The 26,982-nt window shown below is 69.0% G+C and carries 26 protein-coding genes; 11 read left to right on the top strand and 15 right to left on the bottom strand.

Translation table 11 applies throughout. The features are described 5' to 3' along the window. The first annotated feature begins 9 nt into the window (after positions 1-9). Together hemH and AC3WQR_RS12095 are read left to right on the top strand one after the other, a co-directional pair. Positions 10-1,041 carry a ferrochelatase gene (hemH, locus tag AC3WQR_RS12100; protein WP_492742176.1) on the top strand — a complete coding sequence of 344 codons (1,032 nt, stop codon included), beginning with the start codon at positions 10-12 and terminating at the stop codon, positions 1,039-1,041. Beyond that, positions 1,038-1,889, top strand: a complete 852-nt coding sequence (locus tag AC3WQR_RS12095; RefSeq protein ID WP_492742174.1) for a class I SAM-dependent methyltransferase — start codon at positions 1,038-1,040, stop codon at positions 1,887-1,889. Before hemH ends, AC3WQR_RS12095 begins: the two co-directional genes overlap by 4 nt. A gap of 6 nt (positions 1,890-1,895) precedes the next feature. Here the strand turns inward: AC3WQR_RS12095 and AC3WQR_RS12090 are convergent, their stop codons facing one another. From AC3WQR_RS12090 to AC3WQR_RS12045, 10 genes are all read right to left on the bottom strand, one after another. After that, positions 1,896-2,402 (bottom strand): DUF1993 domain-containing protein, encoded by a 507-nt coding sequence (locus AC3WQR_RS12090; protein WP_489056987.1) that lies wholly within the window; start codon positions 2,400-2,402, stop codon positions 1,896-1,898. A 52-nt stretch (positions 2,403-2,454) separates the two neighbouring features. Next, positions 2,455-3,327, bottom strand: a complete 873-nt coding sequence (locus AC3WQR_RS12085; protein ID WP_492742230.1) for an alpha/beta fold hydrolase — start codon at positions 3,325-3,327, stop codon at positions 2,455-2,457. Positions 3,328-3,350: 23 nt separating this feature from the next. Further along, a complete protein-coding gene (locus AC3WQR_RS12080; RefSeq protein WP_492742172.1) occupies positions 3,351-4,418 on the bottom strand; it encodes a branched-chain amino acid ABC transporter permease in 1,068 nt (355 codons plus the stop codon). A 13-nt stretch (positions 4,419-4,431) separates the two neighbouring features. Continuing rightward, entirely contained in the window at positions 4,432-5,412 is a 981-nt protein-coding gene (locus tag AC3WQR_RS12075) for a branched-chain amino acid ABC transporter permease (protein ID WP_062475880.1), read from the bottom strand. Beyond that, positions 5,409-6,137, bottom strand: a complete 729-nt coding sequence (locus AC3WQR_RS12070) for an ABC transporter ATP-binding protein (RefSeq protein WP_492742171.1) — start codon at positions 6,135-6,137, stop codon at positions 5,409-5,411. Before AC3WQR_RS12070 ends, AC3WQR_RS12075 begins: the two co-directional genes overlap by 4 nt. Beyond that, entirely contained in the window at positions 6,134-6,898 is a 765-nt protein-coding gene (locus tag AC3WQR_RS12065; RefSeq protein WP_095947803.1) for an ABC transporter ATP-binding protein, read from the bottom strand. The genes AC3WQR_RS12070 and AC3WQR_RS12065 overlap by 4 nt, the downstream gene beginning before the upstream one ends. Before the next feature lie 49 nt (positions 6,899-6,947). Continuing rightward, positions 6,948-8,402, bottom strand: a complete 1,455-nt coding sequence (locus tag AC3WQR_RS12060) for an extracellular catalytic domain type 2 short-chain-length polyhydroxyalkanoate depolymerase (RefSeq protein ID WP_492742169.1) — start codon at positions 8,400-8,402, stop codon at positions 6,948-6,950. 175 nt (positions 8,403-8,577) lie between these two features. Next, positions 8,578-9,765 carry a substrate-binding domain-containing protein gene (locus tag AC3WQR_RS12055; RefSeq protein WP_070060448.1) on the bottom strand — a complete coding sequence of 396 codons (1,188 nt, stop codon included), beginning with the start codon at positions 9,763-9,765 and terminating at the stop codon, positions 8,578-8,580. A 156-nt stretch (positions 9,766-9,921) separates the two neighbouring features. Beyond that, on the bottom strand, positions 9,922-10,188 hold the full coding sequence (locus tag AC3WQR_RS12050) for a hypothetical protein (RefSeq protein WP_070060447.1): 267 nt from the start codon (positions 10,186-10,188) through the stop codon (positions 9,922-9,924). After that, complete coding sequence (locus tag AC3WQR_RS12045) at positions 10,185-11,726, bottom strand: sigma-54 interaction domain-containing protein (RefSeq protein ID WP_492742168.1); 1,542 nt, start codon at positions 11,724-11,726, stop codon at positions 10,185-10,187. The genes AC3WQR_RS12050 and AC3WQR_RS12045 overlap by 4 nt, the downstream gene beginning before the upstream one ends. A gap of 128 nt (positions 11,727-11,854) precedes the next feature. Here AC3WQR_RS12045 and AC3WQR_RS12040 point away from each other — a divergent pair, with 128 nt between their 5' ends. From AC3WQR_RS12040 to AC3WQR_RS12025, 4 genes are read left to right on the top strand one after another with little or no spacing between them, the layout of a single operon-like run. Continuing rightward, a complete protein-coding gene (locus AC3WQR_RS12040; protein ID WP_492742167.1) occupies positions 11,855-12,571 on the top strand; it encodes a TetR/AcrR family transcriptional regulator in 717 nt (238 codons plus the stop codon). Continuing rightward, positions 12,568-14,061, top strand: coding sequence for an efflux transporter outer membrane subunit (locus AC3WQR_RS12035; protein ID WP_492742165.1), 1,494 nt, complete (start codon positions 12,568-12,570; stop codon positions 14,059-14,061). Before AC3WQR_RS12040 ends, AC3WQR_RS12035 begins: the two co-directional genes overlap by 4 nt. After that, a complete protein-coding gene (locus AC3WQR_RS12030) occupies positions 14,058-15,245 on the top strand; it encodes an efflux RND transporter periplasmic adaptor subunit (RefSeq protein ID WP_095947807.1) in 1,188 nt (395 codons plus the stop codon). Before AC3WQR_RS12035 ends, AC3WQR_RS12030 begins: the two co-directional genes overlap by 4 nt. Before the next feature lie 20 nt (positions 15,246-15,265). Beyond that, positions 15,266-18,376, top strand: coding sequence for an efflux RND transporter permease subunit (locus AC3WQR_RS12025; RefSeq protein WP_492742164.1), 3,111 nt, complete (start codon positions 15,266-15,268; stop codon positions 18,374-18,376). 30 nt (positions 18,377-18,406) lie between these two features. Here the strand turns inward: AC3WQR_RS12025 and AC3WQR_RS12020 are convergent, their stop codons facing one another. The 4 genes from AC3WQR_RS12020 to AC3WQR_RS12005 form a co-directional block, all read right to left on the bottom strand. Next, positions 18,407-18,742, bottom strand: coding sequence for a DMT family transporter (locus AC3WQR_RS12020; protein WP_095745062.1), 336 nt, complete (start codon positions 18,740-18,742; stop codon positions 18,407-18,409). Positions 18,743-18,950: 208 nt separating this feature from the next. Further along, complete coding sequence (locus AC3WQR_RS12015; protein WP_354343496.1) at positions 18,951-20,474, bottom strand: tripartite tricarboxylate transporter permease; 1,524 nt, start codon at positions 20,472-20,474, stop codon at positions 18,951-18,953. Positions 20,475-20,489: 15 nt separating this feature from the next. Then, the gene (locus AC3WQR_RS12010) at positions 20,490-21,041 is read right to left on the bottom strand and encodes a tripartite tricarboxylate transporter TctB family protein (RefSeq protein ID WP_354343494.1); all 552 of its coding nucleotides are present in this window, start codon (positions 21,039-21,041) and stop codon (positions 20,490-20,492) included. Between the two features lie 144 nt (positions 21,042-21,185). Then, complete coding sequence (locus AC3WQR_RS12005; RefSeq protein WP_070060440.1) at positions 21,186-22,145, bottom strand: Bug family tripartite tricarboxylate transporter substrate binding protein; 960 nt, start codon at positions 22,143-22,145, stop codon at positions 21,186-21,188. A 132-nt stretch (positions 22,146-22,277) separates the two neighbouring features. Here AC3WQR_RS12005 and AC3WQR_RS12000 point away from each other — a divergent pair, with 132 nt between their 5' ends. Genes AC3WQR_RS12000 through AC3WQR_RS11985 form a run of 4 tightly spaced genes read left to right on the top strand, consistent with a single transcriptional unit; the run spans position 22,278 to position 25,739 of the window. Further along, complete coding sequence (locus tag AC3WQR_RS12000; RefSeq protein WP_062481159.1) at positions 22,278-22,958, top strand: response regulator transcription factor; 681 nt, start codon at positions 22,278-22,280, stop codon at positions 22,956-22,958. A 20-nt stretch (positions 22,959-22,978) separates the two neighbouring features. Then, the gene (locus tag AC3WQR_RS11995) at positions 22,979-24,397 is read left to right on the top strand and encodes a sensor histidine kinase (RefSeq protein ID WP_172438295.1); all 1,419 of its coding nucleotides are present in this window, start codon (positions 22,979-22,981) and stop codon (positions 24,395-24,397) included. Positions 24,398-24,416: 19 nt separating this feature from the next. Then, entirely contained in the window at positions 24,417-24,884 is a 468-nt protein-coding gene (locus AC3WQR_RS11990) for an RNA-binding S4 domain-containing protein (RefSeq protein ID WP_062481157.1), read from the top strand. A 48-nt stretch (positions 24,885-24,932) separates the two neighbouring features. Beyond that, on the top strand, positions 24,933-25,739 hold the full coding sequence (locus AC3WQR_RS11985; protein ID WP_492742163.1) for a PPK2 family polyphosphate kinase: 807 nt from the start codon (positions 24,933-24,935) through the stop codon (positions 25,737-25,739). Between the two features lie 16 nt (positions 25,740-25,755). On the opposite strand, the gene AC3WQR_RS11980 is transcribed toward AC3WQR_RS11985, so the two are convergent. Continuing rightward, positions 25,756-26,436 (bottom strand): hypothetical protein, encoded by a 681-nt coding sequence (locus tag AC3WQR_RS11980; protein WP_062481152.1) that lies wholly within the window; start codon positions 26,434-26,436, stop codon positions 25,756-25,758. 173 nt (positions 26,437-26,609) lie between these two features. Between AC3WQR_RS11980 and AC3WQR_RS11975 the strand changes: the two genes are divergently transcribed. After that, a complete protein-coding gene (locus AC3WQR_RS11975) occupies positions 26,610-26,975 on the top strand; it encodes a c-type cytochrome (protein ID WP_492742161.1) in 366 nt (121 codons plus the stop codon). The last annotated feature ends 7 nt before the right edge of the window (positions 26,976-26,982 follow it).

The following is a 26,982-nucleotide window of genomic DNA, read 5'->3' as shown; positions in this document are numbered from 1 at the left end:
GAATATCGCATGCCTCTCGCCTCCGATGACCGCAAGAACGAACGCACCGCCGTGCTCTGGTGCAACCTGGGTTCGCCCGATGCCCCCACCGCCGCCGCGGTGCGCCCCTACCTCGCCGACTTCCTGGGCGACCCGCGCGTGGTCGAGATTCCCAGGGCGCTGTGGGCGCTGATCCTGCACGGCATCATCCTGCGCACGCGGCCCGCGAAGTCGGCCGCGAAGTACGCCAGCATCTGGCTGCCCGAAGGCTCGCCGCTCAAGGTCTGGACGCAGAAGCAGGCCACCCTGCTGGCCGGCTGGCTCGGCGAGCGCGGCCACCGCGTGACGGTGCGCGACGCGATGCGCTACGCCAACCCGTCGATCGCCTCACGGCTCGACGCGCTGCAGGCCGAGGGCGCCACGCGCGTGCTGGTGCTGCAGGCCTACCCGCAGTACTCGGCGACCACCACGGCCAGCGTGATCGACGCGGTGAACGCGTGGAGCCGCCGCCAGCGCCGCGTGCCCGAGTTCCGTTTCGTCAACCAGTACCACGACGACCCCGCCTACATCGAGGCGCTGGCCCAGGGCATCGAGAAGCACTGGAAGACCGAAGGCCGCGGCGAGCTGCTGGTGATGAGCTTCCACGGCATTCCCGCGCGCAACATCGCGCTGGGCGATCCCTACGAGGCGCAGTGCCTCGAGACCGCGCGCCTGCTCGCGGCACGGCTGGGCCTGGCGTCCACGCAGTACCGCACGACCTTCCAATCGCGCTTCGGCCGCGCCAAGTGGCTGGAGCCCTACACCGAGCCCACCCTGCGCGAACTCGGCGCGCGCGGCGTGAAGCACGTCGACGTGGTGTGCCCGGGCTTTCCGGCCGACTGCCTCGAGACCCTCGAAGAGATCGCCATGGAAGGCCGCGAAGCCTTCCTGCACGCGGGCGGCGAGCGCTTCGGCTACATCCCCTGCCTCAACGACAGCCCGGCGTGGATCACCGCGCTCACGGGCATCGCCGAACGCCACCTGGCGGGCTGGCCCACCCGACCCGACGCGACCACGCCATGAAGAAAGACCTGCACGAAGCCAACCGCCAGTCGTGGAACGCCGCCACGGTCGCGCACAACAGCCACAAGGGCGACCAGGCCGCCTTCTTCCGCGCGGGCGGCTCCACGCTGTTCCCCGAGGAAAGTGCCCTGCTCGGCGACGTGGACGGCCTGTCGGTGCTGCACCTGCAGTGCAACGCGGGCCAGGACAGCCTGAGCATCGCGCGCCGCGGCGCACGCGTGACCGGCGTCGACATCTCCGACGAGGCCATCGACTTCGCCACCCGTCTCTCGGCCGAGTCGGGCGTTGCGGCGCGCTTCGAGCGTGCGGACGTCTACGACTACTTCGAGGCCGCCGCCGCGCGCGGCGAGCGCCACGACCTCGTGTTCTGCTCGTACGGCACGCTGTGCTGGCTGTCCGACATCGGCGCCTGGGCGCGCGGCGTGGCGCGGCTGCTCAAGCCCGGCGGTCGCTTCGTGATCGTCGAGTTCCACCCGTTCGCGCTGGTGTTCGACCCGCAGTGGAAGTTCCACTACGACTACTTCAACGACGCGCCCGTGCCCGAGGAAGGCGTGGGCGACTACGTGGCCGAGTCGGGCGACGGCCTCGTGGCCGACGACCGGCCGATGCCCGGCGTGCAGGGCTTTCGCAACCCGCACCCGAGCTTCGAGTTCACCTGGGGCGTGGGCCAGGTGACGACCGCGCTCGCGCAGGCGGGCCTGGCCATCGAGCGCTTCGAGGAGTACCCGTACACCAACGGCTGGAAGCCCTTCGAGGGCATGCGCGAGATGGGCGGACGGCGCATGGCCCCGCCCGAAGGCATGCCGCGCATTCCGCTGATGTACGCGCTGGCGGCCCGCCGCGCCTGAACGGACTCAGAAGCGGCCGAGGTAGTCCAGCTTGCCGATGGGCACGCCCTTGTGGCGCAGCACGTCGTAGGCGGTGGTCACGTGAAAGAAGAAGTTCGGCAGCGCGAACTGCAGCAGGTAGCGCTGCGCCGTGAAGTGCGCCTCGCCTTCGCGTGCCTTGATGGTCACGGGGCGTTCTTCGTGGCCGTCGATGAGCGCACGGTCCACGCCGGCCAGGAAATCCTGCGTCTTCACGATGCGCGCCAGCAGGTCGTCCCAGGTCTTCTCTTCGTCGGGAAAGCTCGGGGCCGTGATGCCCGCGATGCGCGCCGTGCCCAGCTTGGAAGCGTCGCTCGCGCGCTGGATCTGGCCGGCCAGCGTGAGCATGTCGGGCGCCAAGCGTGCTTCGACCAGCGTCGCCGGGTCGATGCCCTGGGCCTTCGCATGCGCGAGGCTCTTGTCGAGCAGGTGGGTGAGTTGCCCGAGTCCGCGGGTGAAAACCGGCACGGACAGGTCGTACATCGAGAGGGCCATGACGAGGTGATCTTGGAGTTGAAGTCGGCGCGATTGTGAGCGCGCCGTGCCTTCAACGACCGGCCGCGCGGATAAACCCCTCGATCGGGTCCAGTTGTTCCGGTACGTTGAGCGCGGGCGCATGGCCGCAGCCCGGCACCTCGATCACCTGCAGGCGCCCGACCGCGCCCGGCCCGCGCCGATGCATCTCCTCGATCACCTCGGGCAGCACCAGGTCGGACTCGGCGCCGCGCAGGCACAGCACCGGCGCCTCGATCACGTCGTAGTGCGGCCAGATCAGGTAGTCGTTGTCGTGCGCGCTGAACTGCTTGACCATCGCCGGGTCGTAGTGCGGCGTGACGCGGCCGTCGGCCAGGCGGCGCGTGGAGCTTTCGGTCAGGCGGCGCCACTGCGCGTCGCTGAGCCAGCCGTAGGGCTTGTAGACCGTGCGGAAGAAGGCCTCGAGTTCGGCCACCGTGGCAAAGGCCGGCGGGTCGCCGGCGTAGGCGCGGATGCGCTCGATGGCGGCCTGCGCGAGCTGCGGCGCGTTGTCGTTGAGCGTGAGGCTGGCGATGCGCGCTTTCATGCGCGGCTCGAACAGGCCCGACGCGCAGACCGTGCCGATCGCGCCACCCATCGAGGTGCCCACCCAGTGCACGCGGCCCAGCCGCAGCTCGTCGCACAGCGCATTGGCCAGGCGCGCGTAGAACGCGAGCGTGTATTCGTCGTCGGGCGACGGGCTCCACTGGCTCAGGCCGCGCCCCAACGTGTCGGGGCAGATCACGCGGAAGCCGCGTGCCGCGAAGTGCTGCGCCAGCTCGTCCATGTCGCGGCTGGTGCGCGCCAGGCCGTGCCAGGCGATGACGACGGGGGCGTTGGCGGCGCCCCAATCGAGCCAGTGGATTTCACGGCCTGCGAGTTGCGCGTAGTGCGATGACGGCGTCATGGTGCTGTTGTTGTTGCCGTCGCTCATTTCGCCGCCCTCGCCCGCAGCTTGCCGACGATGCCGGTCGGGAAGTAATACACCGACAGCACGAACAGCACGCCCAGCCACAGCAGCCAGCGGTCGGGCGACAGCAGCGCCGCGAGCCACGGCAGGCCGCTGGCGGCCTCGTTGCCCAGGCGCAGCAGGTCCTGCAGGTAGCTCTGCGCCACCACGAACAGCACCGCGCCGATGGCCGCGCCGTAGATCGTGCCCATGCCGCCGATCACCACGATGAGCAGCACGTCGATCATGATCTCGAAGCTCAGCGAGGTGTCGGGCCCGTTGTAGCGCAGCCAGATGGCCAGCATCGCGCCGGCCAGCGTGGCGAACAGCGCCGACAGCACGGCCGCCGTGGTGCGGTACACCACCACGCGGTAGCCGATGGCCTCGGCGCGGAACTCGTTCTCGCGGATGGCCTGCAGCACGCGGCCGAAGGGCGAGTTCACGATGCGCAGCATCGCCAGCACCAGCACCACCGCCGCCACGAACAGCAGGTAGTAGCACAGCAGACGCCCGTCGAGCGAGACGCCGAAGAACGGTTCTTCGGCGAACTCGAAGCTCGGCGAGATCAGCTCGGGCAGCTTGAAAGTCAGGCCGTCTTCGCCGCCGGTGAAGTCCGACAGCTGCGAGGCCAGCGTCTGGAACGCCGAAGCCACGGCCAGCGTGATCATCGCGAAGAAGATCGCGCGCACCCGCAGCGAGAACAGACCGATGGCCAGCGAGAGCACCAGCGAGATCGCGAGCGACGCGCCCAGCCCCACCAGCACCGCGCCCCAGTTGGGCCCGAGCCGCGAGGCCGAGATGGCGATGCCGTAGGCGCCGATGCCGAAGAACATCGTGTGCGCGAAGCTCACGATGCCGGTGTAGCCCAGCAGCAGGTCGAAGCTCGCGACCAGCACCACGAACACCAAAATCTTGGCCGCGACGCTGAGCGCCTTGACGCCCGGGAACAGGAACGGCGCGAACGCCAGCGCCAGGAACAGGGCCAGCAGCAGCAGCGCCAGCAGGCGGCTGCGCGGCATGTCGTTGGAGAGAAGTCGTTTCAGGAACATGACGGCTTTCTCCTCAACGGTTCGCCACGGGGTACACGCCCTGCGGGCGCCACAGCAGCACGGCCACCATGAGGAAGATGCTCGCGAACTGCGTGAGCGTGGGCAGCAGGAAGCCGATGTAGTTCGTCATGAGTCCCACCAGCAGCGCGCCGAGCAGCGCCCCGCCGGTCGAGCCCAGCCCGCCGATGATGATCACGATGAAGATCAGCACGTTGACCTGCGCGCCCATCTGCGGCACCAGGTTCTGCTGGAACAGCCCCCACATCACGCCGCCCAGGCCGGCCAGCGCGCTGCCCACCACGAACACGCCGACGAACAGGCGCCCGATGCGGTAGCCCAGCGACTCGACCATCTCGCGGTCCTGCACGCCCGCGCGGATCAGGAGGCCGATCTTGGTGCGGCCCAGCGTCCAGGCCAGCACGCCGAACACCACCACGCCCACGGCCACCGCGAGCAGGCGGTACTTGCTGATGGCGGCGTCGCCGATCAGCAGCGAGCCGCGCAGCGCCTCGGGCAGCGGCAGCGGAATCTGCGCCGGGCCCCAGATCACCTTGATGAGCTCTTCGCCGATGATCATGCCGCCCATGGTGATGAGGATCTGCTTCAGGTGCTGGCCGTACACCGGCCGCACGATGAAGCGCTCGAAGGCCAGGCCGATGGCACCGGCCACCGCCATCGCGGCCAGCATGGCCGGAAACACGGCCACGAGGTTGCGCCACAGCTCGCCCGAGCCGGTCCAGTCGCCCATGAGGCCGAGCACGCTGCTGGCCACGAAGGCGCCCAGCGCAATGAACACGCCGTGGCCGAAGTTGAGCACGTCCATGAGGCCGAACACCAGCGTGAGGCCCGAGGCGATGATGAAGATGATCATGCCCATCGCCAGCCCGGCCACCGTGAGCGTGAGCCAGGTCGAGACCGAGCCCGTGAGCGGCAGCGCGACGAGCGCGAGGATGGGGGCAAGAAGCAGAGGCTTCCAGTCGAAGTCGAGTTTCATAGGGCGAGTCCGAGCAGCGATTGCTGCAGTTGCGCATCGGCGGAGAACGCGGCCATCGAGCCGCTGTGCACCATGCGGCCGTTGTCCATCACCGCGACGGTGTCGCCCAGGCGCTGGGCGAAGTGGATGTTCTGTTCGACCAGCAGGATCGTCACGCCGCTCGCCTTGAGCTCGCCGAAGGCCTCGATCATGTTGTTGATCATCACGGGCGCCAGGCCCTTGCTGGGCTCGTCGATGATGAGCAGCTGGCGCGGCTCGACGATGGCGCGCGACACGGCCAGCATCTGCTTCTGTCCGCCCGACAGCTTGCCGGCCGGGTGGTTCCAGAACTTCTCGACCGCGGGAAAGAGTTTGAAGATCCACTTCAGCCGCGTGTCGTCGATGGCGTCGGCGTTCTTGGCGCCGCGCGCGGCCAGCACCATGTTCTCCTTCACCGTGAGGTCGGAGAAGATGCCCATGTTCTCGGGCACGTAGGCCACGCCGAGTTCGGCGATCTGCGGCGTGTGCAGGGCCGTGATGTCCTTGCCGGCGAACTGCACCCTGCCCTGCGACGCATGCCACAGGCCCATGATGGTGCGCAGCGTGGTGGTCTTGCCCGCGCCGTTGCGGCCCAGCAGCATGGTGAGCTGGCCCTTGGGCACGGCCAGGTCGACGCCGTGCAGGATGTGGTACGCCCCGATGTGCGTCTGCACGCCTTCCAGGGTCAGCAAATTTTCGGTGCTCATGCGGCCTCCTTCGCGATGCCCAGGTAGGCCTCCTGCACCACCGGCGAGGCGATCACCTCGGCCGGTTCGCCGTCTGCCACGAGCGTGCCGTTGTGCAGCACGATGATGCGGTCCGCGAGCTCGCGCACCACGTCCATCTTGTGTTCGACCAGCAGGATGGTCTTGGTCTTGTCCTGCTTGAGCTTGCGGATCAGGTCGAGGATGACGGGCGCCTCGGCCGCATGCATGCCGGCCGTGGGCTCGTCGAACATGAAGACCTTGGGTTCGAGCGCCATCAGCAGCGCCACCTCGAGCTTGCGCTGGTCGCCGTGCGGCAGGCTGGCCACCGTGGCGTGGGCGCGCGGCTCGAGGGCCACGTCGGCCAGGATCTGCTCGGCGCGCTCGGTCAGCGCCTTGTGGTCGCTCCAGATGCTCCACAGGTTGAGCCCGTGGCGGTGCGCGCCGGCGCGCGTGGCCTGCACCGCGAGCCGCACGTTCTCCAGCACCGTGAGGTTCGGGAACAGGTTGGTGAGCTGGAACGCGCGCCCCAGCCCGGCGTGCGTGCGCGCCGACGGCGACAGGTGCGACAACGGTTGCCCGTCGAGCGACACCGTGCCGGCCGAGGCCTTGAGCTGCCCGGAGATCAGGTTGAAGTAAGTGGTCTTGCCCGCGCCGTTGGGGCCGACGATGGCCGTCAGCGTGCCTGGCGCGAATGCGCAGCTCACGCTGTTGACGGCCACGTGCCCTCCGAAGCGGATGGTCAGATCCCGGGTCTCAAGCATTGTGGAAAGGTCCTTGCGAATCGAAAAAATCAGTGCAGGGTGAACGGCCTCAACAGGTGCCGATCACGTAGTAGTTGGTGCCCGTCTGCTTCAGCGTGGTCATGGCGTAGATATTCCACAGACCCATCGACTGGCCCGAGCCGTTGGCATAGGTCAGTCCCCACAGCGCATAGGCGCGCCCGGCCATGGTGTGCGTGTAGTTGCTCGCGGTGTAGCAGGTTCCGCCGCCGCCCGGGCCCGCCGTCGTCGCGCCCGTGGCGGCCGCCGACATCGCGCCTTCGACGTTGCTCGCGTTCAGCGCGGCCACGGTCCAGCTGTAGCTGGTCGACGCGGCCAGGCCGGTGTCGGTGTAGCTGGTGCCGGCCACCGGCGAGGCGTTGACCTTGCTGCCGCCGCGGTACACGTTGTAGCCACTGGCGCCCGAGACGCCGGCCCAGCCGATCACCATGCTGCTGCTGGTCGCGCCCGAGGTGCCCACACCGGTGGGCGCCGGCAGCCCGCCGCCGCCGGCCGAACCGGTGACGCGGTCGATCATGGCCTTCATGGCCGCCATCTGCGGGCCCGACTTCTTGGCGTAGTTGGCGCTGTCGTAGCCCCACCAGTCCCAGCAGCTGTTGGTGGCCGCGGTGCTGGTCTGCGGGTAGATCAGGATGATGTTGTTGGTGTCGGCCCAGCGGTTGTAGCCCGTCTTCTTGACGTACTGGTCGCTCACGTCGGTGTAGTTCTGCTTGCAACCGTGCAGCACCAGGTGCACGCGGCACGAGGTGGTGGTGCAGGCCTGCGGCACGTAGAGCCAGCCGGTGGCGGCCACGCCGTGGCCGGTGACGAACTCCGACTGGTTGAACTCGGTGAAGGTGCCGCCCAGCGCGCCGTTGTTGCGCGGGTTCAGCGGACCATACAGCTGCGTGAGGATCTCGCCCGCGAGGTCGAAGCCGCAGTTGTTGATGTACGGCGCGGCCGTGGTGCTGCAGGCGCCGCCGTAGTCGTCGGTGACCATCGCGTGGCCCGCGCCGAGGTTGTTCTTGTAGACCGTGTTGGCGGCCGGCACGAAGCTCTGGTAATACGTCTTCAGGTCGTCCATCACCGGCTGCTTGACGGTGTTGTCGGAGGTGCCCGAGAACAGGTAGACCTTGGAGTTCGTGAGGTTCGACACCGGGTCGATCGCACCGCTGGCGGCCCAGCTGTTGGTGGTGCTCACGAGCGTGGAGACCGGGATGCTGGTGCTGTGCGTCATGCAGCGCCCGGTGGCATTGACCACCGAGCCTTCGGCGCAGTAGTACGGACCGCCGGCGACCACGCCCGCGCCGCGCTTGAAGGTGGCCGAATAGGCCACGTGCAGCTGCACCGCCATGAAGCCGCCGGCCGACAGGCCGGACACGCTCACCTCCGCCGGGTTGGCGCCCAGTGCCGGCAGCGGCACGGCCGCCGTGGCGGCCTGCGCCGCCGCCGTGATCACCGCTGCTGCGGCAAACCCCTTCCAGTTGTTCCATCGCATCGCTGGCATCGCTGTCTCCTATTGGTTTGTGTATCGAACGCTTGCTTGCAGACTGACGAATCGACCGTGGAGCGCGACAGCTGGCGCGGACGCAGGCTGGCGCTTCGCCCGGCGGCCATCCGGGGCGAAAAGGGGGCGGCGCCTGCATGCGCGCCGCGGGTTCAGGGGGCGATCAGCGCCGTGTTCAGCGCTTGTTCTTGATGGGGATGTCCATCTCTTCCGGCTTGATTTCGTGCACCAGCTCCGGCACGCCCCACGCGAACGCGGGGTCGGCCTTGATCTTGAAGTGGTACATCGACTGCATCGCCTGGTGGTCTTCCTTGCGGAAGGTCATCTTGCCCTTGGGCGTGTCGAAGCTCATGCCTTCCATGGTGCTGATGAGCTTGTTGGTGCCGGTGTCGCCGTTGGTCTTCTTCAGCGCCGTCACCACCGCCATCGCGGCCGAGAAGCCGCCTGCGGTGAAGAAGTCCGGCGGCGTCTTGAATTCCTTGTAGTGGGCTGCGACCATGGCCTCGTTCACCGGGTTCTTCGGGATGCCGAAGTAGTAGTAGGCCGCGCCTTCCATGCCCGGCAGCGACTTGTAGGCCGCCATGGCCGGCAGGATGTTGCCGCCGGTGGCGATCTCGATGCCGTAGCGCTTCAGGTCGAGGTCGACGATCTTGAACGGGTTGCCCGCGCCGGCCCAGACGATCCAGATGATCTTGCGGCCCGGCTGGTCCTTGAGCTTGTCGATCAGGCGCTGCGCACCGGCCGTGAAGTCGGTGGTGGCGGGCGGCAGGTATTCCTCGTGGGCGAGCTTGGCTTTCTTCAGCGCGGCGCCGAAGGCCTTCACGCCGTCGCGGCCGAAGGCGTTGTCCTGTGCGAGCGTGGCGACGGTGACGCCGGCCTTGTCGATGGCCACGGCGTTGGAGATGGCGTCCTGGCTCGAGTTGCGGCCGGTGCGGAAGATGTACTTGTTCCACTTGTCGCCGGTGATCGAGTCGGCCACGGCGGGCTCGACGATCAGGATCTTCTTGTACTCCTCGGCCACCGGCAGCATGGCCAACGCCACGCCCGAAGCGGTCGGGCCGACCGCGAGCGCGGCCTTGTCGTCGGAGTACGCCGCGGCCAGCAGCGACTTGCCCAGGTCGGGCTTGCCCTGGTCATCCTTCTCGATGACCACCAGCTTCTTGCCGTTGACCATCATCGTGCCGCCGGTGGCGTAGTTCAGGCCCATCATCAGGCCGGTCTGCGTCTGCTTGCCGTAGGCCTCCAGCGCGCCGGTCTTGCTGTAGACGTGGGCGATGCGGATCTCGTTCGATTGAGCCCAGGCGGGCATGGTGGCAACGGTGGCGCCCAGGGCGGCCAGGGCGATGAGGTGGCGACGGTGCATGTCTTGTCTCCTGATAAAGGTGACTGAATATTGCACAGTTCGTGCCACCCACCTAAGCCATTGATAACAAAGGCTTCCTCATTCGGGCGCAACCGGTTTCGCCTGATTTCAGTGCATTTGCGTTGTCTTGTTTTCAGACAACTGTCTGCTGATCAGTCAGGGTTTCCCAGCAGAGTCGCGGCGCGCCGCGAGCCAGCTTTCGAACTCGCGCTCGGCCCGCATCCGCAGCTCGTTGCGCGTGTGGTTGCACACCGCATGCGCGAGGCGCCGGTGCTTCTGCTGGCGCACGCCGCCCAGCGTGGCGTCGAGCAGGTGCTCGATGGTGGCCGACTCGGGGCGACCGTGCGGCTCGTCGAAGTCCATCGGCAGCCCGCACCAGTGGCAGTTCGGGCCGAAGGTGGAGCGCAGTGCCTTCACGCTCATGACAGTCCCATCCCCGTCATGCGTTCATACAGCGTGGCGCGCGAGATGCCCAGCAGCCGCGAGGTCGCGAGCTTGTTGCCGCCGGTGCTCTCGAGCGCGGCGGCGATCGCCTTGCGTTCCAGCTCGACCACCTGCTGCGACAGCGGGCGCAGCAGGGCTGCCTCCTGGTCGACGTCGCGCAGGCCGTGCGAGGTGTCGGGCGCCTCGATCTGCTCCAGCCCGGCCTCGCGCAGGATGCGTTCGAGCTGCGCCGCGTCGATGCGCTGCGAGTCGCTGCGCATCGTCACCTGCTCCAGCACGTTGCGCAGCTCGCGGATGTTGCCGCGCCAGTGCTGGCCAGCCAGCAGCGCGAGCGCGTCGGGCGTGAGTTCGGGCGGGGCCTCGCCGCTGCGCAGCGCCATGTCCTCGCCCAGCGCCTCGACCAGCGCCGGGATGTCGCTGCGCCGCTCGCGCAGCGGCGGCACGCGCAGCGGCAGCACGTTGAGGCGGTAATACAGGTCTTCGCGGAACAGGCCGCGGCGCACCAGCTCGGGCAGGTCGCGCGAAGTGGCGGCGATCACGCGGGCGTCGAAGGGAATCAGCTTGTTGGAACCCAGCGGCTCGATCTCGCCTTCCTGCAAGGCGCGCAACAGCTTGGCCTGCAGGCCCAGCGGCATGTCGCCGATCTCGTCGAGGAACAGGCTGCCGCCGTCGGCCAGCTTGAACTTGCCTTCGCGCCCGCGCTTGTCGGCGCCGGTGAAGGCGCCGGGCGCGAAGCCGAAGAACTCGGCCTCGAGCAGCGTGTCGGGCACGGCGGCGATGTTGACGCTGACGAACTGCCCCTTGGCGCGCGTGGACGACGCATGGATCGCATGCGCCAGCAACTCCTTGCCGGTGCCGGTTTCGCCCAGCAGCAGCACCGGGCTGGTGGACTGCGCGGCGCGGCGCGCGTGGCGCTTCACCTCCACCGCCGCCGGGCTGCTGCCGATGAAGCTCGCGAAGGTGTACTTGGAACGGCGCTGGCCGTCGGGCGCGTGCTGGTACAGCGGGTTGTTGCGCTGGCTGGCCAGCTCGCGGCGCGCATCGTCGAGGTCGCGCTGCAGCAGCGCAAACTTGCTGATGAGCGGCTGCAGCGTGGTCTCGGGCTGGTCGAACAGCACGATGCCGATGGCGCCGATGACCTTGCCCAGGCCCTCCCCGTCTTCGCGCTCCTCGCGCAACGGGATGCGGCTCACGACGAAGGTGCCGGCCTTGTTGGTCAGCAGGTCGATGAGGATCGGCTCGCCGGTTTCGAGCACGCGGCGCATCATGGTGTTGGGAATCACGTCCTCGACCATGTGGCCCATGAACTCGTCGATGGACGAGAAACCCAGCGCCGGCAGGAAGCGGCGGTAGCCCTCGTTCACCCAGACGATGCGCCCGCTGCGGTCGACCAGGAACATGCCCTGGCTGATGCTCGAAAACAGATGGAACATCGAGCGCGCGGCGAGCGCCAGGATGCCTTCGGCGTCCAGGGGCAAGGCGGGCGACGGTGCGGCGGCAGAGGGAGCGACGGACATGCGCGGATCGTACTGTGTGCGGCCCCCGCCCCTGCCGCGCGCAGGCCCACATGCAACCAAAAACAAAAGCCTTCAGCAAGCCTTAAGTAAATCAATCGTTTGATTTCAATCATGCTCTAATCGCGCCGATGAACGCCAGGGACCCTCTCACGCCAACGCCCGTGCCCTCGCCGCGCCGCGCCCCGCGCAGCGACGGCGCCGAGGCGCGCCACCGCCTGCTGCACACCGCGCTGCGGCTGTTCGCCCAGAACGGTTTCGCCAAGACCTCGATCCGCGAGATCGCGCGCGAGGCCGGCGTGAACGTCTCGGCCATCAGCTACTACTTCGGCGACAAGGAGGGGCTGTACTCCGCCACCTTCAACGAGCCGATGGGCAGCGATTCGAACGACCTGGTGGCCGCCTGCAACGTGCCCGGCCAGTCGCTCGAGGACACGCTGCGCATCTGCATGGCGGCCATGATCGATCCGCTCAAGCAAGGCGAGATCGTGCGCCAGTGCATCCAGCTGCACATGCGCGAAATGCTGGAGCCCACCAGCCAGTGGGCCAAGGAACTGGAGCGCGACATCAAGGGCCCGCACCGCGCCATCGTCGAGCTGCTGTGCCGCCACCTGCAGGTGGAGCGCGCGGACGACGACATCCACCGCCTGACCTTCGCGATCACCGGGCTGTCGATGCAGCTGTACGTGAGCCAGGATTTCATCGAGGCCCTGCGCCCGTCGCTGCTGCGCACGCCGCGCGCCATCGACACCTGGGCCGACCGGCTCACGGGCTACGCGATGGCGCTGGTCCAGGCCGAAACCGCACGCCGCCGCCAGGTGGCCGCCGAGCAGAGAAAGAAGCCATGAGACGACTCCGACGGATTGCCCTTGTTCTGAGCCTGCCGCTGGGCCTCGGCCTTGCCGGCTGCGGCCTGACGCGCCCGCCCGCCGCGGTGCAGGCGCCCTTCCCCGCGCAGTGGCACGCGCCCCTGCCCCACGGCGGCTCGCTCGCCGCGCTGGCCGAGTGGTGGCGCCAGCTGGACGACCCGCTGCTGGTCGAACTGATCGCCGCCGCCGAAACCGCCAGCCCCAACCTCGCGAGCGCCGCGGCGCGCGTGGCCGAGGCGCGCTCCACGCGCGTGCAGGCCGGCGCGGCGCTGCTGCCCAGCCTGGACGGCACGGCGTCGGCCAGCCGGGGTGTTTCGGGCTCGTCGTTCGGATCCGGCGGTTCTTCCAGTAGCAGCAGCAGCGCCTCCACCGCGCCGGTCACCACGCTGCAGGCCGGCCTGCAGTCGAAGTGGGAGATCGACCTGTTCGGCCGCCTGCGCGCCGACCGCGACGCGGCCCAGCAGAAGCTGGACAGCGCCACCGCCAAATGGCACGACGCCCGCGTCGCCGTGGCGGCCGAGACGGCCAACGCCTATTTCGCCGAGCGCGCCTGCCAGCAGCAGCTGAACGTGTCCGAATCGGATGCCAAGTCGCGCGGCGAAACGGCGCGGCTCACCGACCTGTCGGCGCGCGCTGGTTTCACCGCGCCGGCCGACGCCGCGCTGGCGCGTGCCAGCGCCTCCGACGCCTCCGGCCGCCTCACGCAACAGCGCGCCCTGTGCGCGGTGCAGCGCAAGGCGCTGGTGGCGCTCAGCGGGCTCGACGAGCCCACGCTGGCGCAGAAGCTCGCGGCCTCGCCCACGCAGCGTTCACTGCCCGTGGTCGGCGCCATCGCCAGCGTGCCGGCGCAGGCGCTCTCGCAGCGGCCCGACGTGTACGCGGCCGAACTCGGCGTGGCCGCAGCCAGCGCCGAGGTGGGCTCGGCCGAGGCCGAGCGCTATCCCAAGCTCACGCTCTCGGGCTCGATCGGCCGCATGCAGATCCGCACCAGCGGCTTTCGCGAATCGCTCGACACCTGGACGGTCGGCCCGCTGTCGCTCACCGTGCCACTGCTCGACGGCGGCGCGCGCGCGGCCAACTCCGAGGCGGCCAAAGCGCGCTACACCGAGGCCGTGTCGCTCTACCGCGCCAACGTGCGCCAGGCGGTGCGCGAGGTCGAGGAAGCCCTGGTGAACCTCGACGCCACCACCGCGCGCAGCACCGACGCCGACAGCGCGGTGAAGAACTACCAGGCCTCGTTCGACGCCACCCAGGCCCGCTACAGCAGCGGCCTGACCAGCCTGTTCGAACTCGAGGACTCGCGGCGCACGCTGTTCGCCGCGCAGACCGCGCGCGTCTCGCTGCAGCGCGAGAGCACCGAGGCCTGGGTCTCCCTGTACCGCTCGATGGGCGGCGGCTGGAGCCGCCCCGCCGAAGCATCGTCCTCTATGACCACCACCCCGGCCGCCAAGGTCGCGACGTCGCCATGAAAACAATGAAGCGTTCCACCCTTGTCCTCGCGCTGCTGGCGCTGATCGTCGTCGTTGGCGCAGGCCTGTGGCTCACCCGCAAGCCGGCCGACGACAAGGCGGCACCCGCCGCGAAAGGCCCCGCCCAGCGCCCCGCGCTGACCGTCTCGGTCGCCAAGCCCGAGGCCACCGAGCTGACGGTCACGCTGGCCGCCAACGGCAACGTGGCAGCTTGGCAGGAGGCCGTGATCGGCTCCGAATCGAACGGCCTGAAGCTGGCCGAGGTGCGCGTCAACGTGGGCGACACCGTGAAGAAGGGCCAGGTGCTCGCGGTGTTCTCGCCCGAGACGGTGCAGGCCGACATCGCGCAGGCGCGCGCCTCGCTGGCCGAGGCCCGCGCCTCGGCCGCCGACGCCGCCGGCAACGCCGCGCGCGCCCGCACGCTGCAGGCCACGGGCGCGCTGAGCCAGCAGCAGATCAACCAGTACCAGACCACCGAGCAGACCGCCAAGGCGCGCGCCGAGGCGGCCGAGGCCGTGCTGGCCGCGCAGCAGGTGCGCGGGCGCAACACGCAGGTGCTGGCGCCCGACGACGGCGTGATCTCCGCGCGCACCGCCACGGTCGGCAGCGTGGTGGGCGCCGGCACCGAGCTGTTCCGGCTGATCCGCCAGGGCCGGCTCGAATGGCGCGCCGAAGTCACCTCGGCCGAGCTGGGCCGCGTCGCCGTGGGCACGCCGGCCTTCGTGGTCAGCGCCAGCGGCGCGCAGGTGAAGGGCACGGTGCGCAGCATCGCGCCCACGGTCGATCCGCAGACGCGCGCGGCGCTGGTCTACGTCGACCTGCCCAACGTGCAGCAGAACACCGGCGTGAAGGCCGGCATGTTCGCGCGCGGCGACTTCGAACTCGGCCGCAGTTCCGCGCCGACGGTGCCGCAAAGCGCGATCGTGCCGCGCGACGGCTTCAACAACGTCTTCACGCTGCTGCCCGACGGCCGCGTGGCGCAACTCAAGGTGCAGACGGGCCGCCGCCTGAAGGACCGCGTGGAGATCACCAGCGCCCTGCCCGAGGGCGTGCAGATCGTGGTGCAGGGCGCGGGCTTCCTCAACGACGGCGACCTGGTGCGCGTGGTGGATGCCACGCCCGCAGCGACGCCTGCGTCCGCCACCCCGGCGAAGGCGGGGGCATCCGCCCCTTCGCCTAAGTAAGCCAACACAAGGAACACGCCATGAACGTTTCCGCCTGGTCCATACGCAACCCCATTCCGGCGGTGATGCTGTTCGTGCTGCTCACCTTCGGGGGGCTGTTGTCGTTCAACGCCATGAAGGTGCAGAACTTCCCGGACATCGACCTGCCGACCGTCACCGTCTCGGCCTCGCTGCCGGGCGCCGCGCCCTCGCAGCTCGAAACCGACGTCGCGCGCAAGCTCGAGAACTCCATCGCCACCATCCAGGGCCTGAAGCACATCACGACCAAGGTGCAGGACGGCGCCGCCACGCTGATCGTCGAGTTCCGCCTCGAGAAGCCCGTGCAGGAAGCCGTGGACGACGTGCGCTCGGCCGTGCAGAAGGTGCGCGCCGACCTGCCCGCCGACGTGCGCGACCCGGTCGTCACCAAGCTCGACTTCGCGGCCCAGCCGGTGCTGGCCTTCACCATCGCCTCGTCGCGCATGGACAACGAGGCGCTGAGCTGGTTCGTCGACAACGACATCACCAAGAAGCTGCTCGCGCTGCCCGGCGTGGGCGCCGTGAACCGCGTGGGCGGCGTCACGCGCCAGGTGCACATCGACCTCGACCCGGCCAAGCTGCAGGCGCTGGGCGCCTCGGCCGCCGACATCTCGCGCCAGCTGCGCCAGGTGCAGACCGAAAGCGCCGGCGGGCGCATCGACCTGGGCGGCAGCGAACAACCGGTGCGCACCATGGCCACCGTGCAGTCGGCCGACCAGCTCGCCGACATGCAGATCGCGCTGAGCGACGGCCGCCGCATCCGCCTGGACCAGGTGGCGCGCATCAGCGACACCATCGCCGAGCCGCGCGCCGCCGCGCTGCTCAACGGCAAGCCGGTGGTGGGCTTCGAGGTGGCCCGCAGCCGCGGTGCCAGCGAGGTGGAAGTGGGCCGCGCCATTCAGAAGGCGCTGGCCGACCTGCGCGTGCAGCGTCCCGACATCGAGCTGACCGAGGCCTTCAACTTCGTCGACCCGGTGGAAGAAGAGTACGACGGCTCGCTGCACCTGCTGTACGAGGGCGCCATCCTCGCGGTGATCGTGGTGTGGCTCTTTTTGCGCGACTGGCGCGCCACCTTCGTCTCGGCCGTGGCGCTTCCGATGTCGGTGATTCCGGCCTTCGTCGGCATGTACCTGCTGGGCTTCTCGGTCAACGTGATCTCGCTGCTCGCGCTCTCGCTGGTGGTCGGCATATTGGTGGACGACGCCATCGTGGAGGTCGAGAACATCGTGCGCCACCTGCGCATGGGCAAGTCGCCCTACCAGGCGGCCATGGAGGCGGCCGACGAAATCGGCCTGGCCGTGATCGCCACCACCTTCACGCTGATTGCGGTGTTCCTGCCCACGGCCTTCATGAGCGGCGTGGCCGGCAAGTTCTTCAAGCAGTTCGGCTGGACCGCGTCGCTCGCGGTGTTCGCTTCGCTGGTGGTGGCGCGGGTGCTCACGCCGATGATGGCGGCCTACATCATGAAGCCCATCCTCACGCAGGAGAAGGAGCCGGGCTGGCTGCGCTGGTACATGCGCGCCGTGGAGTGGAGCACCCACAACCGCTTCAAGACGATGGTGATGGCCACCCTCTTCTTCTTCGGCTCGCTGGCGATGATCCCGCTGCTCAAGACCGGCTTCATTCCGGCCGACGACAACTCGCAGACGCAGGTCTACCTGTCGCTGCCGCCGGGCTCCACGCTGGCGCAGACCACGGCCGCAGCCGAGGAAACGCGCCGCCGCGTGATGCAGATCAACCACGTGAAGAGCGTCTACACCACGGTGGCGGGCGGCAGCGCGGGCGGTGACCCGTTCGCGAACTTCGGCACGCCCGAGACGCGCAAGGCCACGCTGACGATCCAGCTCGACCCGCGCGGCGACCGGCCGCGCAAGCAGCTGATCGAGAAAGAGATCCGTACCGCGCTCGAAACCCTGCCCGGTGTGCGCAGCACCGTGGGCCTGGGCGGCTCGGGCGAGAAGTACATCCTGGTGCTCACCGGCGAAGACCCGGCGGCGCTGTCGGCGGCCGCGGGCGCGGTCGAGAAAGACCTGCGCACCATTCCCGGCCTGGGCAACATCACCTCGACCGCGAGCCTGATCCGCCCCGAGATCGCCGTGCGCCCCGACTTCGCGCGCGCCGCCGACCTGGGCGTGACCAGCTCCGCCATCGCCGAAACCTTGCGCGTGGCCACGCTGGGCGACTACGACCAGGCGCTGGCCAAGCTCAACCTCGCGCAGCGGCAGGTGCCGATCGTGGTCAAGCTCGAAGACTCGGCGCGACAAGACCTCGACCTCATCGGACGCCTGTCGGTGCCGGGCGCGCGCGGGCCCGTCATGCTGAGCCAGGTGGCCTCGCTCACGATGGAAGGCGGCCCGGCCGTCATCGACCGCTACGACCGCTCGCGCAACGTCAACTTCGAGATCGAGCTGTCGGGCGTGGGCCTGGGCGACGCCAAGACGGCCGTCGAGGCCCTGCCCTCGATCCAGAAGCTGCCGCCGGGCGTGCGCATCGCCGAGGTGGGCGACGCCGAAGTGATGACCGAGCTGTTCGCCAGCTTCGGCCTGGCCATGCTCACGGGCGTGTTGTGCATCTACATCGTGCTGGTGCTGCTGTTCAAGGACTTCCTGCACCCGGTGACCATCCTGTGCGCGCTGCCGCTCGCACTGGGCGGGGCCTTCGTGGGCTTGCTGATCGGGCAGAAGGCGCTGTCGATGCCCTCGCTGATCGGCCTGATCATGCTCATGGGCATCGCCACGAAGAACTCCATTCTTCTGGTGGAGTACGCCATCGTGGCGCGCCGCGACCACGGCATGAGCCGCTGGGACGCGCTGCGCGACGCCTGCCACAAGCGTGCGCGGCCCATCATCATGACCACGCTCGCCATGGGCGCCGGCATGCTGCCCATTGCCGTGGGCTTCGGCACCGCCGACTCGAGCTTCCGCTCGCCGATGGCGATGGCGGTGATCGGCGGGCTGATCACCTCCACGGTGCTGAGCCTGCTGGTGGTGCCGGCCGTGTTCACCTACGTGGACGACATCGAGCACTGGATCCGCCGCACCGTGCGCAAGGTGCGCGGGCAGCCGGCCGATCCGCACATCGACGACGACCTGGTCGAGGCGCCGCAGCGCTGAGACCTCTGAGCGCGGGCAGCGGTGAACCCGCTACCGCGCCTCGATGTTCAGCACCACCACGCCTGCCACGATGGCCAGCAGGCCGACCACGCGGGTCAGCGTGACCGCTTCACCGAACCAGACCATGCCGGCGACCGCGATCAGCGCGGTGCCGGCACCGGCCCAGACCGCGTAGCCCAGCCCCACATCCAGTTCGCGTACCGCGAGCGACATGAGCCAGATCGCGCCGGCGTAGCAGGCGGCCGTGAGCAGCGATGGCAACAGGCGGGTGAAACCTTCGGCATGGCGAAGGGCGATGGTGCCGGCGACTTCCGCCGCCACGCTGGCCGCAAGCAGCAGCCAGGCCAGAGTCTGTGGACTCTTCATGGGAATACCTCGTCACACCCCTGCCGTACCGGGCATGGAATGCGGGCGATGCAAGCGGTACCCCGAACGAAGCCGCCATTCTGGGGACATGCGGCGACGCGGTGATGACTGCGCAGTCAAGCCCCTTGGCGCCGCAGGCGCATTCAAAAAAAATGCCGCGGGCGCCAATCGCCCGCGGCATGTGAACCGAAAGAGAAAGCCGGTTGCGTCAGGCGTCCAGCTGCGCCAATCGCTTCAGCTTGCGTTCGCTCATGCGCTTGGCCAGGCGCGGCAGCACCAGCACGGCGACGATGGCGATGATCACCACGATCGACTCGGGGCGCTGGAAGAACACGATCGGACTGCCCTGCCCCATGGCAATCGCGTTGCGCAGGTTGGCTTCGGCGAGCGGGCCGAGGATCATGCCGACCACCACGGGCGCGGTCGGGAAGTCGAAGCGCCGCATCACCACGCCCAGCAGGCCGATGCCGAACAGCAGGAACAGGTCGAAGGTGTTCTGGCGCATGCCGTAGGCACCCACGGTCGCGAAGATCAGGATGCCGGCGTACAGCTGCGGCTTCGGGATCTTGAGCAGCTTGACCCACAGGCCGACCATCGGCAGGTTGAGCACCAGCAGCATCAGGTTGCCGATGTACAGCGAGGCGATCAGCGCCCAGACCAGCGCGGCCGAGGTGGTAAAGAGCTGCGGGCCCGGCTGGATGCCGTAGTTCTGGAACGCGCCCAGCATGATGGCCGTGGTGTTCGACGTGGGAATGCCCAGCGTGAGCAGCGGGATCAGCGCGGCGGTCACGGTGGCATTGTTGGCGGCCTCGGGGCCGGCCACGCCTTCGATGGCGCCGGTGGTGCCGAACTCGGCCTTGGCATCGGCGTCCTTCGCGAGCTTCTTCTCGGTGGCGTAGCTCAGGAAGGTCGGGATCTCGGTGCCGCCGGCCGGAATGCAGCCGAAGGGCGTGCCGATGGCCGCGCCGCGCAGCCAGGCGGGAATCGAACGCTTCCAGTCGCGCGAGGTCATGTGCACGCGGGTCAGCTTGTTTTGGCCCTCGACCACGCGGCCTTCGTACAGCACGGCGTACAGCACCTCGGCCACCGCAAACAGGCCCACCGCCACCAGCACGATCTCGATGCCGTCGAGCAGCTCGGGCATGTTGCCGGTGTAGCGGCCCTGGCCGGTGATCTGGTCCAGCCCCACGCAGCCGATGGCCAGGCCGACGAACAGCGCCGTCATGCCGCGCAGCGTGCTCTTGCCGAGCACCGCGCTCACGGTGGTGAAGGCCAGCAGCATCAAGAGGAAGTACTCGGGTGCCGCCAGGCGCACGGCGTAGTCGGCCACGAAGGGCGCGAACAGCGTGACGACCACGGTGGCGATGGTGCCGGCCACGAAGGAGCCGATGGCGGCGGTGGCGAGGGCGGCGCCCGCGCGGCCGCTCTTGGCCATCTTGTTGCCCTCCATCGCTGTGACCATGCTGGCGGTTTCGCCGGGCGTGTTCAGCAGGATCGAGGTGGTCGAGCCGCCGTACATGGCGCCGTAGTAGATGCCCGAGAAAAAGATCATCGAGGCCGTGATGTCGACCTTGCCGGTGATCGGCAGCAGCATCGCCACCGCCACGGCGGGGCCGATGCCGGGCAGCACGCCCACGGCCGTGCCCAGGGCACAGCCGATGAGGCACCACAGCAGGTTGATGGGGGTGATCGCGGCCGCGAAGCCGGTCATCAGTGCGTTGAAGATATCCATTTGGCGTGGCTCCGCTCAGATCCAGCCGGTGCTGGTGAGACCCGGCAGGCTGATGGCCAGGAACTTGGTGAACATCCAGAAGACCGGGGCCGAGATCGCCAGGCCGGTCACCAAGTCGGTGACCCAGGTGGCCGGTGCGTTGACCTTGGCCTGCCCGGCGGCGCGGCGCAGGCCCTGCACGGCCAGCAGGTAGCACAGCGCGCAGCTCAGGATGAAGCCGATGCTGGTGATGAGCGCCGCATTGAGCAGCAGGCCCGCCGCCACCCAGATGAAGCCGGGCCAGTAGGCGGCGTCGGCGCCGGAGGGCGCGTCGAGCTCGCGGAAGCCGCCGCTGAACGCTTCCCAGGTGATCCACGCGCCGCAGACCATCAGGACGATCGAGACCATCCAGGGCAGGAAGTTGGGGCCGACGCCACCGTAGCCGGCTTCGGAGGAAATGCCGATGGCGCCGAAAGCCAGCGCGGCGCCGGTCAGGAGCACGCCGAGACCGACGACGTATTGCGGCCAGCGGGCCGCGCCGGAGGTGGCCTCAGCGGAATGTGAGACCGAGGATTCTGGAGTTGTCATTTTTTGCTCCCGCAGTCGTGGGGGAAAAGAACTGCCTCCTTCCAGAAACACCGCGGAACTGGCTCTGCCAGGCCGCAGGTGTTGCCCCCGGAAGGGGGTTGGCGCAGCGACACGAAGTGCGCGCAGCCTGGGGGCGAGCCAAATTCAAACCATGCCGGACTTGGCCATGATCGCGCGCAGGCTGGCGAAGTCGTCGTCGACGAACTTGGCGAACGCGTCACCCGACAGCACGGCCGGCGTCCAGTCGTTCTTCTTGAGCGACTCGGCCCACGACGGGCTCTTGAGCGCGGCCAGCACCATGTCGGTCAGGGCCTTGCGCTGCTCGGCCGAGATGCCGGGCGCGCCGTACACGCCGCGCCAGTTGCCGATCTCGACGTCGATGCCCTGTTCCTTCAGGGTCGGCACGTTGATGCCCGGCAGGCGCTGGGCGGAGGTGACAGCAATGGGTTTCATCTTGCCGGCGGCGATGTACTCGGCGAACTCGCTGTAGCCGCTGCCGCCGATGGTGACGTTGCCGCCCAGGATGGCGGCGGTGGCTTCACCGCCTCCGCGGAAGGCCACGTAGTTGATCTTGGACGGATCGGCGCCGACCTTCTGCGCAATCATGGCCGCGGCGATGTGCTCGGTGGAGCCGCGCGAACCGCCGCCCCACTTGACGCTGCCCGGGTCCTTCTTGAGCTGCTCGACCACGTCCTTCATGGTCTTGAACGGCGAGTTCGACGGCAGCACGAAGACGTTGTATTCGGTGGTCAGGCGCGCGATGGGCGTGGCCTGCGACAGGTTGACCGGCGGCTTGCCGGTGATGATGCCGCCCAGCATGACCGAGCCCATGACCATCAGCGCGTTGGCATCGCCCTTGGAGCCGTTGACGAACTGGGCCAGGCCCAGCGCACCGGCGGCACCGCCCTTGTTGTCGTAGGCGACGGTGTCGGCCACCTTGGCGTCGGTCAGGGCCTTGCCCAGCGCGCGGCCGGTGGTGTCCCAGCCGCCACCCGGGTTGGCCGGGATCATCATCTTGACGTTGGCGGCAGCGCGCGCCGACAGCGGCAAAGCGCCGGCAGCGGCCAGTGCGGCCAGGGACTTCAAAAAGGTATCGCGACGCATCGTTGGTGTCTCCTGAGAACTTGGGAACGGATGGAACCTGACTTGGACCTGAGCCGCTATCATGCGCCGCCCCGCTGTCAGTTGGCTGTCCACCAGACTGGGGAAAACACCGAAGTACCGACCCCTGCCCGTATGAAGCTGCTGCTCGTCGAAGACGACCCCTCGATGCAAATCACCCTGCAGCGCACCCTCGGGCGACGCCGCATCGACGTGCGCATCTGCGGCGACGGCGCGCAGGCGATCGCGCAGTGGCGCGCCGTCGAGCCCGATGTGGTGGCTCTCGACCTGAGCCTGCCGCACGTGGACGGCTTGCAGGTGCTGGCCCAGGCGCGCGCCGAGGGCCTGCGCACGCCGGTGCTGCTGCTGACCGCGCGCGGCACGGTGGGCGACCGCATCATGGGCCTGAACGCCGGCGCGGACGACTACCTGCCCAAGCCCTTCGACCTGGACGAGCTCGAGGCCCGCATCCGCGCGCTGCGCCGGCGCAGCCTGAGCGCGGGGCCCGACCCCACGCTGAACCCGCTGGAGGTCGGCAGCCTGCGCTTCGAGCCCGACAACGGCGCCGTCTACCACCGCTCGGAACTGCTCGAGCTCACGCCGCGCGAGCTCGCGCTGCTCAAGGCGCTGATGATGAAGCCCGGCCACGCGGTCACCAAGGAGCGCCTGTTCGAGCTGGTGTTCCCGGGCGAATCCGAGGTGCAGTACGAGGCCATCGAGGTGGTCGTGTACCGCCTGCGCAAGAAGCTGGTGGGTACCGGCACCGTGCTGATGACGATGCGCGGCCTGGGCTATCTCTTGCGGGCCGAGACTTGAGGGCGGCCCTGCGGCGCACGATGTCGTCCCTGCGCGCGCGGCTCCTGCTCGGCATCCTGGTGCCAGTCGCGGTGTTCGTCGTGATCAATAGCGTGAGCCTGTACCGCCAGAGCCTGGCAGCCGCCACCACCGCCTACGACCGCACGTTGCTGGCCTCGGCCAAGACCATCGGCGAGCAGCTCGACGTGGAAGGCTACGACGACATGGCGCGGCTGCGCGCGATCGTGCCCTACTCCGCGCTCGAGGCCTTCGAGGCCGACAACCGCAGCCGGCTGTTCTACCGCGTGTCGGCGCTCGACGGCGAGATGGTCTCGGGCTTCGCCGAGCTGCCCTTCTGGCGCGGGCGCATCCCCGACCGCGGGGCGTACGCGGCGCTGGTCGATTTCTACGACGCCGAGTTTCGCGGCCAGCCGGTGCGTGTCGCCGTGATGCTGCAGCCGGTGGCCAGCGCGCGCGGCCGCGGCATGGCCGTGGTGCAGGTGGCCGAGACGCTGGAGCTGCGCGAGACGCTCGTGCGCAAGCTGCTGCTCGACATGCTCTGGCGCCAGTTGCTGCTGATGGGCGTGATCGCGCTGGTCACCGTGGTCGTGGTGCAGCGCGCCACGCGGCCGGTGCGCGAGCTCGGCGAAGCCATCGAGCGGCGCCCCGAAGACGACCTCTCGCCCATCGACGCGCCCGGCGCCCCGGCCGAGCTGCGCCCGCTGATCGACGCCACCACCGAGGTCATGGGCCGGCTGCAGCGCCTGCTCGACCACCAGAAGCGCTTCGTGCGCGACAGCGCCCACCAGTTGCGCACGCCGCTGGCCGTGCTGAAGGCGCAAGTGCAGTCGGCGCGCCGCGGCGACGTGGCACCCGAGCAGGCGCTGGTCGAGATCAGCCAGACCGTCGAGCGCGCCACCACGCTGGCCAACCAGATGCTGTCGCTGGCCAAGGTGGAGCAGTTGCGCCAGCAGCCCGAGTCGGCGCTGCTCGACCTGGGCGACGTGGTGCGCCACATCGCGCTCGACCTGTCGCCGCTGGTGGCCGACAAGGCGCTCGACTTCGAGCTGGCCGCCGACGACGCCGTGACCGTGCGCGCGCACCAGTGGATGCTGCAGGAACTCACGCGCAACCTGCTGCACAACGCCATCAAGCACAGCCCCGCGGGCGCGCCGCTCTCGGTGCGCGTGCAGGCCGAGGGCGACGAGGCCGTGCTCACCGTGCGCGACGACGGCCCGGGCATTTCCGCCGAGCTGCGCCAGCGCCTGTTCGCGCCGTTCTCGGCGGGCAACACCGCGAGCGGCTCGGGCCTGGGCCTGGCGATCTGCCGCGAGATCGTTCTGGCCCTGGGTGGACGCATCAGCCTCGACAACCGCACGGTACCCAACCCCGGCGGCACCGACCGCGTGACCGGGCTCGACGCCGTGGTGCGGCTGCCGCTGTCGCGCCACAATGGCTGACCTTTCTTTTCCGACCTTCATGGACCGTCTGCGCATCGACAAGTGGCTCTGGGCCGCCCGCTTCTTCAAGACCCGCTCGCTGGCCGCGGACGAAATCGGCAAGAACCGCATCCAGGTGAACGGCGAGGTCGCCAAGGCTTCGCGCGAGGTCAAGGCCGGCGACACCGTCGCGATGCGCCTGGGCCCGCTCACGCGGACCGTGACCGTGCGCGGCCTCAGCGGCCAGCGCGGCCCGGCGCCCGTGGCCCAGCAGCTGTACGAGGAAACGCCCGAGAGCCTGGCGGCGCAGGCCGCCTTCCGCGAGCAGCGCCGCATGGGCAGCGAGCCGGCCCTGGCCATCGAGCAGGGCCGCCCGACCAAGCGCGACCGGCGCGAAATCGACGGCGTGCGCCACCAGGCCGAGTGGGACAACCGCTGGAGTGCGTCGATCGACGAAAGCAACGGCGACGACGACCACCCGCCTCCACGCGGTCGCCCGCAGCGCTGATTCGCGTACCCTGCGGGCTTCGTTTCTTTTTTGACGGAGCGCCCGCAGATGTCCAAGTTCAAGAAGTACCGCGTCGGCAGCAAGTTCAAGCTCTCGCGGATCGACCCCGACGATACGCCCTTTCTCACGGATGACGAGTCGGCCCAGCGTGCCGAGCTCGACACCCTGGCCGTCGAGCTCGATGAGCTGCAGGACGTGCTGCATGCCGAAGGCCGGCGCAAGGTGCTGCTGGTGCTGCAGGGCATGGACACCAGCGGCAAGGACGGCACGGTGCGCTGGGTGTTCTCGCGCACCTCGCCGCTGGGCGTGCGGGTGACGGCCTTCAAGGCGCCCAGCGAGGACGAACGCGCGCACGACTACCTCTGGCGCTGCCACGCCGCCGTGCCGCGCACTGGCGAGATCATGGTGTGGAACCGCAGCCACTACGAGGACGTGCTGGTGCCCGTGGTCGAAGGCTGGATCGACGGCGACGAGGCCCGCCGCCGCTATGCGCAGATCAACGACTTCGAGCGGCTGCTCACCGAGACCGGCACCGTCGTCGTCAAGTGCATGCTGCACATCGACAAGGACGAGCAGCGCGAACGGCTGCAGGCCCGCATCGACACGCCCGGCAAGCAATGGAAGTTCAGCATGGGCGACCTCGAGGTGCGCACCAAGTGGACCGACTACCAGAAGGCCTATCAGAACGCGCTGGCCGCCACCTCGAGCGACCACGCGCCCTGGCACGTGATTCCGGCCAACAGCAAGCGGCACCGCAACATGATGATCGCGCAGCTGCTCGTGAAGACGCTGCGCAACATGAAGCTCAAGCCCCCGCCGCCCGACCCGGCGCTCAAGGGCATGGTCGTGAAGTGAGCCCGGAAGGTCCGGCTCAGGAGCGGCGCACGGGCGCCGTGGGGCGCATCGGTGTCTGCGCCAGCACGCGGCAGTTGCCGAACTCGCAGCGCACGGCCCAGGCCACGCCGGTGGTGCACGGCACGCTGTAGCTCTCGTAGCCCGGGCCCTTGGCCGTCAGCTCGGCGCGCGGCTGCACGTTGCAGCGGCCGGCCTTGGCCAGGCGCTCGACGTTGTAGGTGTCGATGCCCGTACGGCGCGGCTTGAGGGCGAGCACGGGGTTGAAGGTGTTGCCGTAGAACGTGTCCTGCACGTTCGGGTCGAGGTTGCGGTAGCCGCGCTTGGCCATGCAATGGACGATGGCGATCTGCTGGTGCTCGGCGATCAGCGCGCTGCTGGGGCGGGTGTTCCAGTCGATGACGGCGGCGCTGATGCCGGTGTACGAGGCCGCGGCGACGATGCCCTGGCCGTGCACCGTGATCAGGCCCAGGCCCAGCGCGGCCCACATGGCGTCGCCCGATTCGCTGCGCGCGGTGATGCGGGTGGCGGCGGTGCGGCAGTCGGCCACGTCGCTGTCGTAGCGCACCTTGTCCACGCCTTCCATGGCCACCATCGGCACGTACGACATGCCGGTGCCCTGGCCGGGCCCGGGCGGCGGTGCGCTGGCGCATCCGGCCAGAACCACGGTGGCCAATGCAATGCTGAGCGGCAGCTTCATGGGAATCCCTCGTCCTCTTCGCGGTAGTTGCGAGGGATTTAACCATACATATAGTTACTCTTGAATCGACTTGTCGCGAATGAGAGACGTCCTCCAGACGGGGCATTCGGGCGGCGATCCGGGGCCTGCGACAGGGCAAGGTACAGTTTTCACCCCTCCCCGGTTTCCCCTCCATGCCCTGTATTCCCCGGCTTTCCGCTCCCCACTTTCTCTCGATCGCACTCGCCGCCGCATCCTTCGGTGCCGCAGCCCAGCAGCCGCAACTTTCCGCTGTCGACCTGGCCCGCAAGAACGCCTGCATGGCCTGCCACGGCCTGGTGCACAAGCAGGTCGGGCCGGGCTTCGCGCAGATCGCCGAGCGCTACCGCGGCGACGCCGCCGCACCGGCACGTCTGGCCGACAAGATCCGCAACGGCAGCGTCGGCACCTGGGGCCGCGTGATCATGCCGCGCCAGTCGCTGGTATCTGAGGCCGACGCGCAGCTGCTCGCGCGCTGGGTGCTGGCGCAGCCGCAACAGCAGCAGCCACCCGCGCGCTGAATCGCCG

The organism is Variovorax sp. FW305-3-2-15-B-LB1, from assembly GCF_058787635.1.
This window is presented reverse-complemented; position numbering and strand designations above follow the sequence as displayed.

What these genes read in the sequence shown, in the direction of transcription:
- AC3WQR_RS12000 (WP_062481159.1), top strand. Translation starts at nt 22,278, where the DNA reads ATGAAGCTGCTGCTCGTCGAAGACGACCCCTCGATGCAAATCACCCTG.
- AC3WQR_RS12045 (WP_492742168.1), bottom strand. Translation starts at nt 11,726, where the DNA reads ATGTCCGTCGCTCCCTCTGCCGCCGCACCGTCGCCCGCCTTGCCCCTG.
- AC3WQR_RS11980 (WP_062481152.1), bottom strand. Translation starts at nt 26,436, where the DNA reads ATGAAGCTGCCGCTCAGCATTGCATTGGCCACCGTGGTTCTGGCCGGA.
- AC3WQR_RS12075 (WP_062475880.1), bottom strand. Translation starts at nt 5,412, where the DNA reads ATGAAACTCGACTTCGACTGGAAGCCTCTGCTTCTTGCCCCCATCCTC.
- AC3WQR_RS11985 (WP_492742163.1), top strand. Translation starts at nt 24,933, where the DNA reads ATGTCCAAGTTCAAGAAGTACCGCGTCGGCAGCAAGTTCAAGCTCTCG.
- AC3WQR_RS12065 (WP_095947803.1), bottom strand. Translation starts at nt 6,898, where the DNA reads ATGCTTGAGACCCGGGATCTGACCATCCGCTTCGGAGGGCACGTGGCC.
- hemH (WP_492742176.1), top strand. Translation starts at nt 10, where the DNA reads ATGCCTCTCGCCTCCGATGACCGCAAGAACGAACGCACCGCCGTGCTC.
- AC3WQR_RS12020 (WP_095745062.1), bottom strand. Translation starts at nt 18,742, where the DNA reads ATGAAGAGTCCACAGACTCTGGCCTGGCTGCTGCTTGCGGCCAGCGTG.
- AC3WQR_RS12085 (WP_492742230.1), bottom strand. Translation starts at nt 3,327, where the DNA reads ATGACGCCGTCATCGCACTACGCGCAACTCGCAGGCCGTGAAATCCAC.
- AC3WQR_RS12010 (WP_354343494.1), bottom strand. Translation starts at nt 21,041, where the DNA reads ATGACAACTCCAGAATCCTCGGTCTCACATTCCGCTGAGGCCACCTCC.
- AC3WQR_RS12095 (WP_492742174.1), top strand. Translation starts at nt 1,038, where the DNA reads ATGAAGAAAGACCTGCACGAAGCCAACCGCCAGTCGTGGAACGCCGCC.
- AC3WQR_RS11990 (WP_062481157.1), top strand. Translation starts at nt 24,417, where the DNA reads ATGGACCGTCTGCGCATCGACAAGTGGCTCTGGGCCGCCCGCTTCTTC.
- AC3WQR_RS12055 (WP_070060448.1), bottom strand. Translation starts at nt 9,765, where the DNA reads ATGCACCGTCGCCACCTCATCGCCCTGGCCGCCCTGGGCGCCACCGTT.
- AC3WQR_RS12015 (WP_354343496.1), bottom strand. Translation starts at nt 20,474, where the DNA reads ATGGATATCTTCAACGCACTGATGACCGGCTTCGCGGCCGCGATCACC.
- AC3WQR_RS11995 (WP_172438295.1), top strand. Translation starts at nt 22,979, where the DNA reads ATGTCGTCCCTGCGCGCGCGGCTCCTGCTCGGCATCCTGGTGCCAGTC.
- AC3WQR_RS12030 (WP_095947807.1), top strand. Translation starts at nt 14,058, where the DNA reads ATGAAAACAATGAAGCGTTCCACCCTTGTCCTCGCGCTGCTGGCGCTG.
- AC3WQR_RS12090 (WP_489056987.1), bottom strand. Translation starts at nt 2,402, where the DNA reads ATGGCCCTCTCGATGTACGACCTGTCCGTGCCGGTTTTCACCCGCGGA.
- AC3WQR_RS11975 (WP_492742161.1), top strand. Translation starts at nt 26,610, where the DNA reads ATGCCCTGTATTCCCCGGCTTTCCGCTCCCCACTTTCTCTCGATCGCA.
- AC3WQR_RS12040 (WP_492742167.1), top strand. Translation starts at nt 11,855, where the DNA reads ATGAACGCCAGGGACCCTCTCACGCCAACGCCCGTGCCCTCGCCGCGC.
- AC3WQR_RS12025 (WP_492742164.1), top strand. Translation starts at nt 15,266, where the DNA reads ATGAACGTTTCCGCCTGGTCCATACGCAACCCCATTCCGGCGGTGATG.
- AC3WQR_RS12035 (WP_492742165.1), top strand. Translation starts at nt 12,568, where the DNA reads ATGAGACGACTCCGACGGATTGCCCTTGTTCTGAGCCTGCCGCTGGGC.
- AC3WQR_RS12005 (WP_070060440.1), bottom strand. Translation starts at nt 22,145, where the DNA reads ATGCGTCGCGATACCTTTTTGAAGTCCCTGGCCGCACTGGCCGCTGCC.
- AC3WQR_RS12080 (WP_492742172.1), bottom strand. Translation starts at nt 4,418, where the DNA reads ATGTTCCTGAAACGACTTCTCTCCAACGACATGCCGCGCAGCCGCCTG.
- AC3WQR_RS12070 (WP_492742171.1), bottom strand. Translation starts at nt 6,137, where the DNA reads ATGAGCACCGAAAATTTGCTGACCCTGGAAGGCGTGCAGACGCACATC.
- AC3WQR_RS12050 (WP_070060447.1), bottom strand. Translation starts at nt 10,188, where the DNA reads ATGAGCGTGAAGGCACTGCGCTCCACCTTCGGCCCGAACTGCCACTGG.
- AC3WQR_RS12060 (WP_492742169.1), bottom strand. Translation starts at nt 8,402, where the DNA reads ATGCCAGCGATGCGATGGAACAACTGGAAGGGGTTTGCCGCAGCAGCG.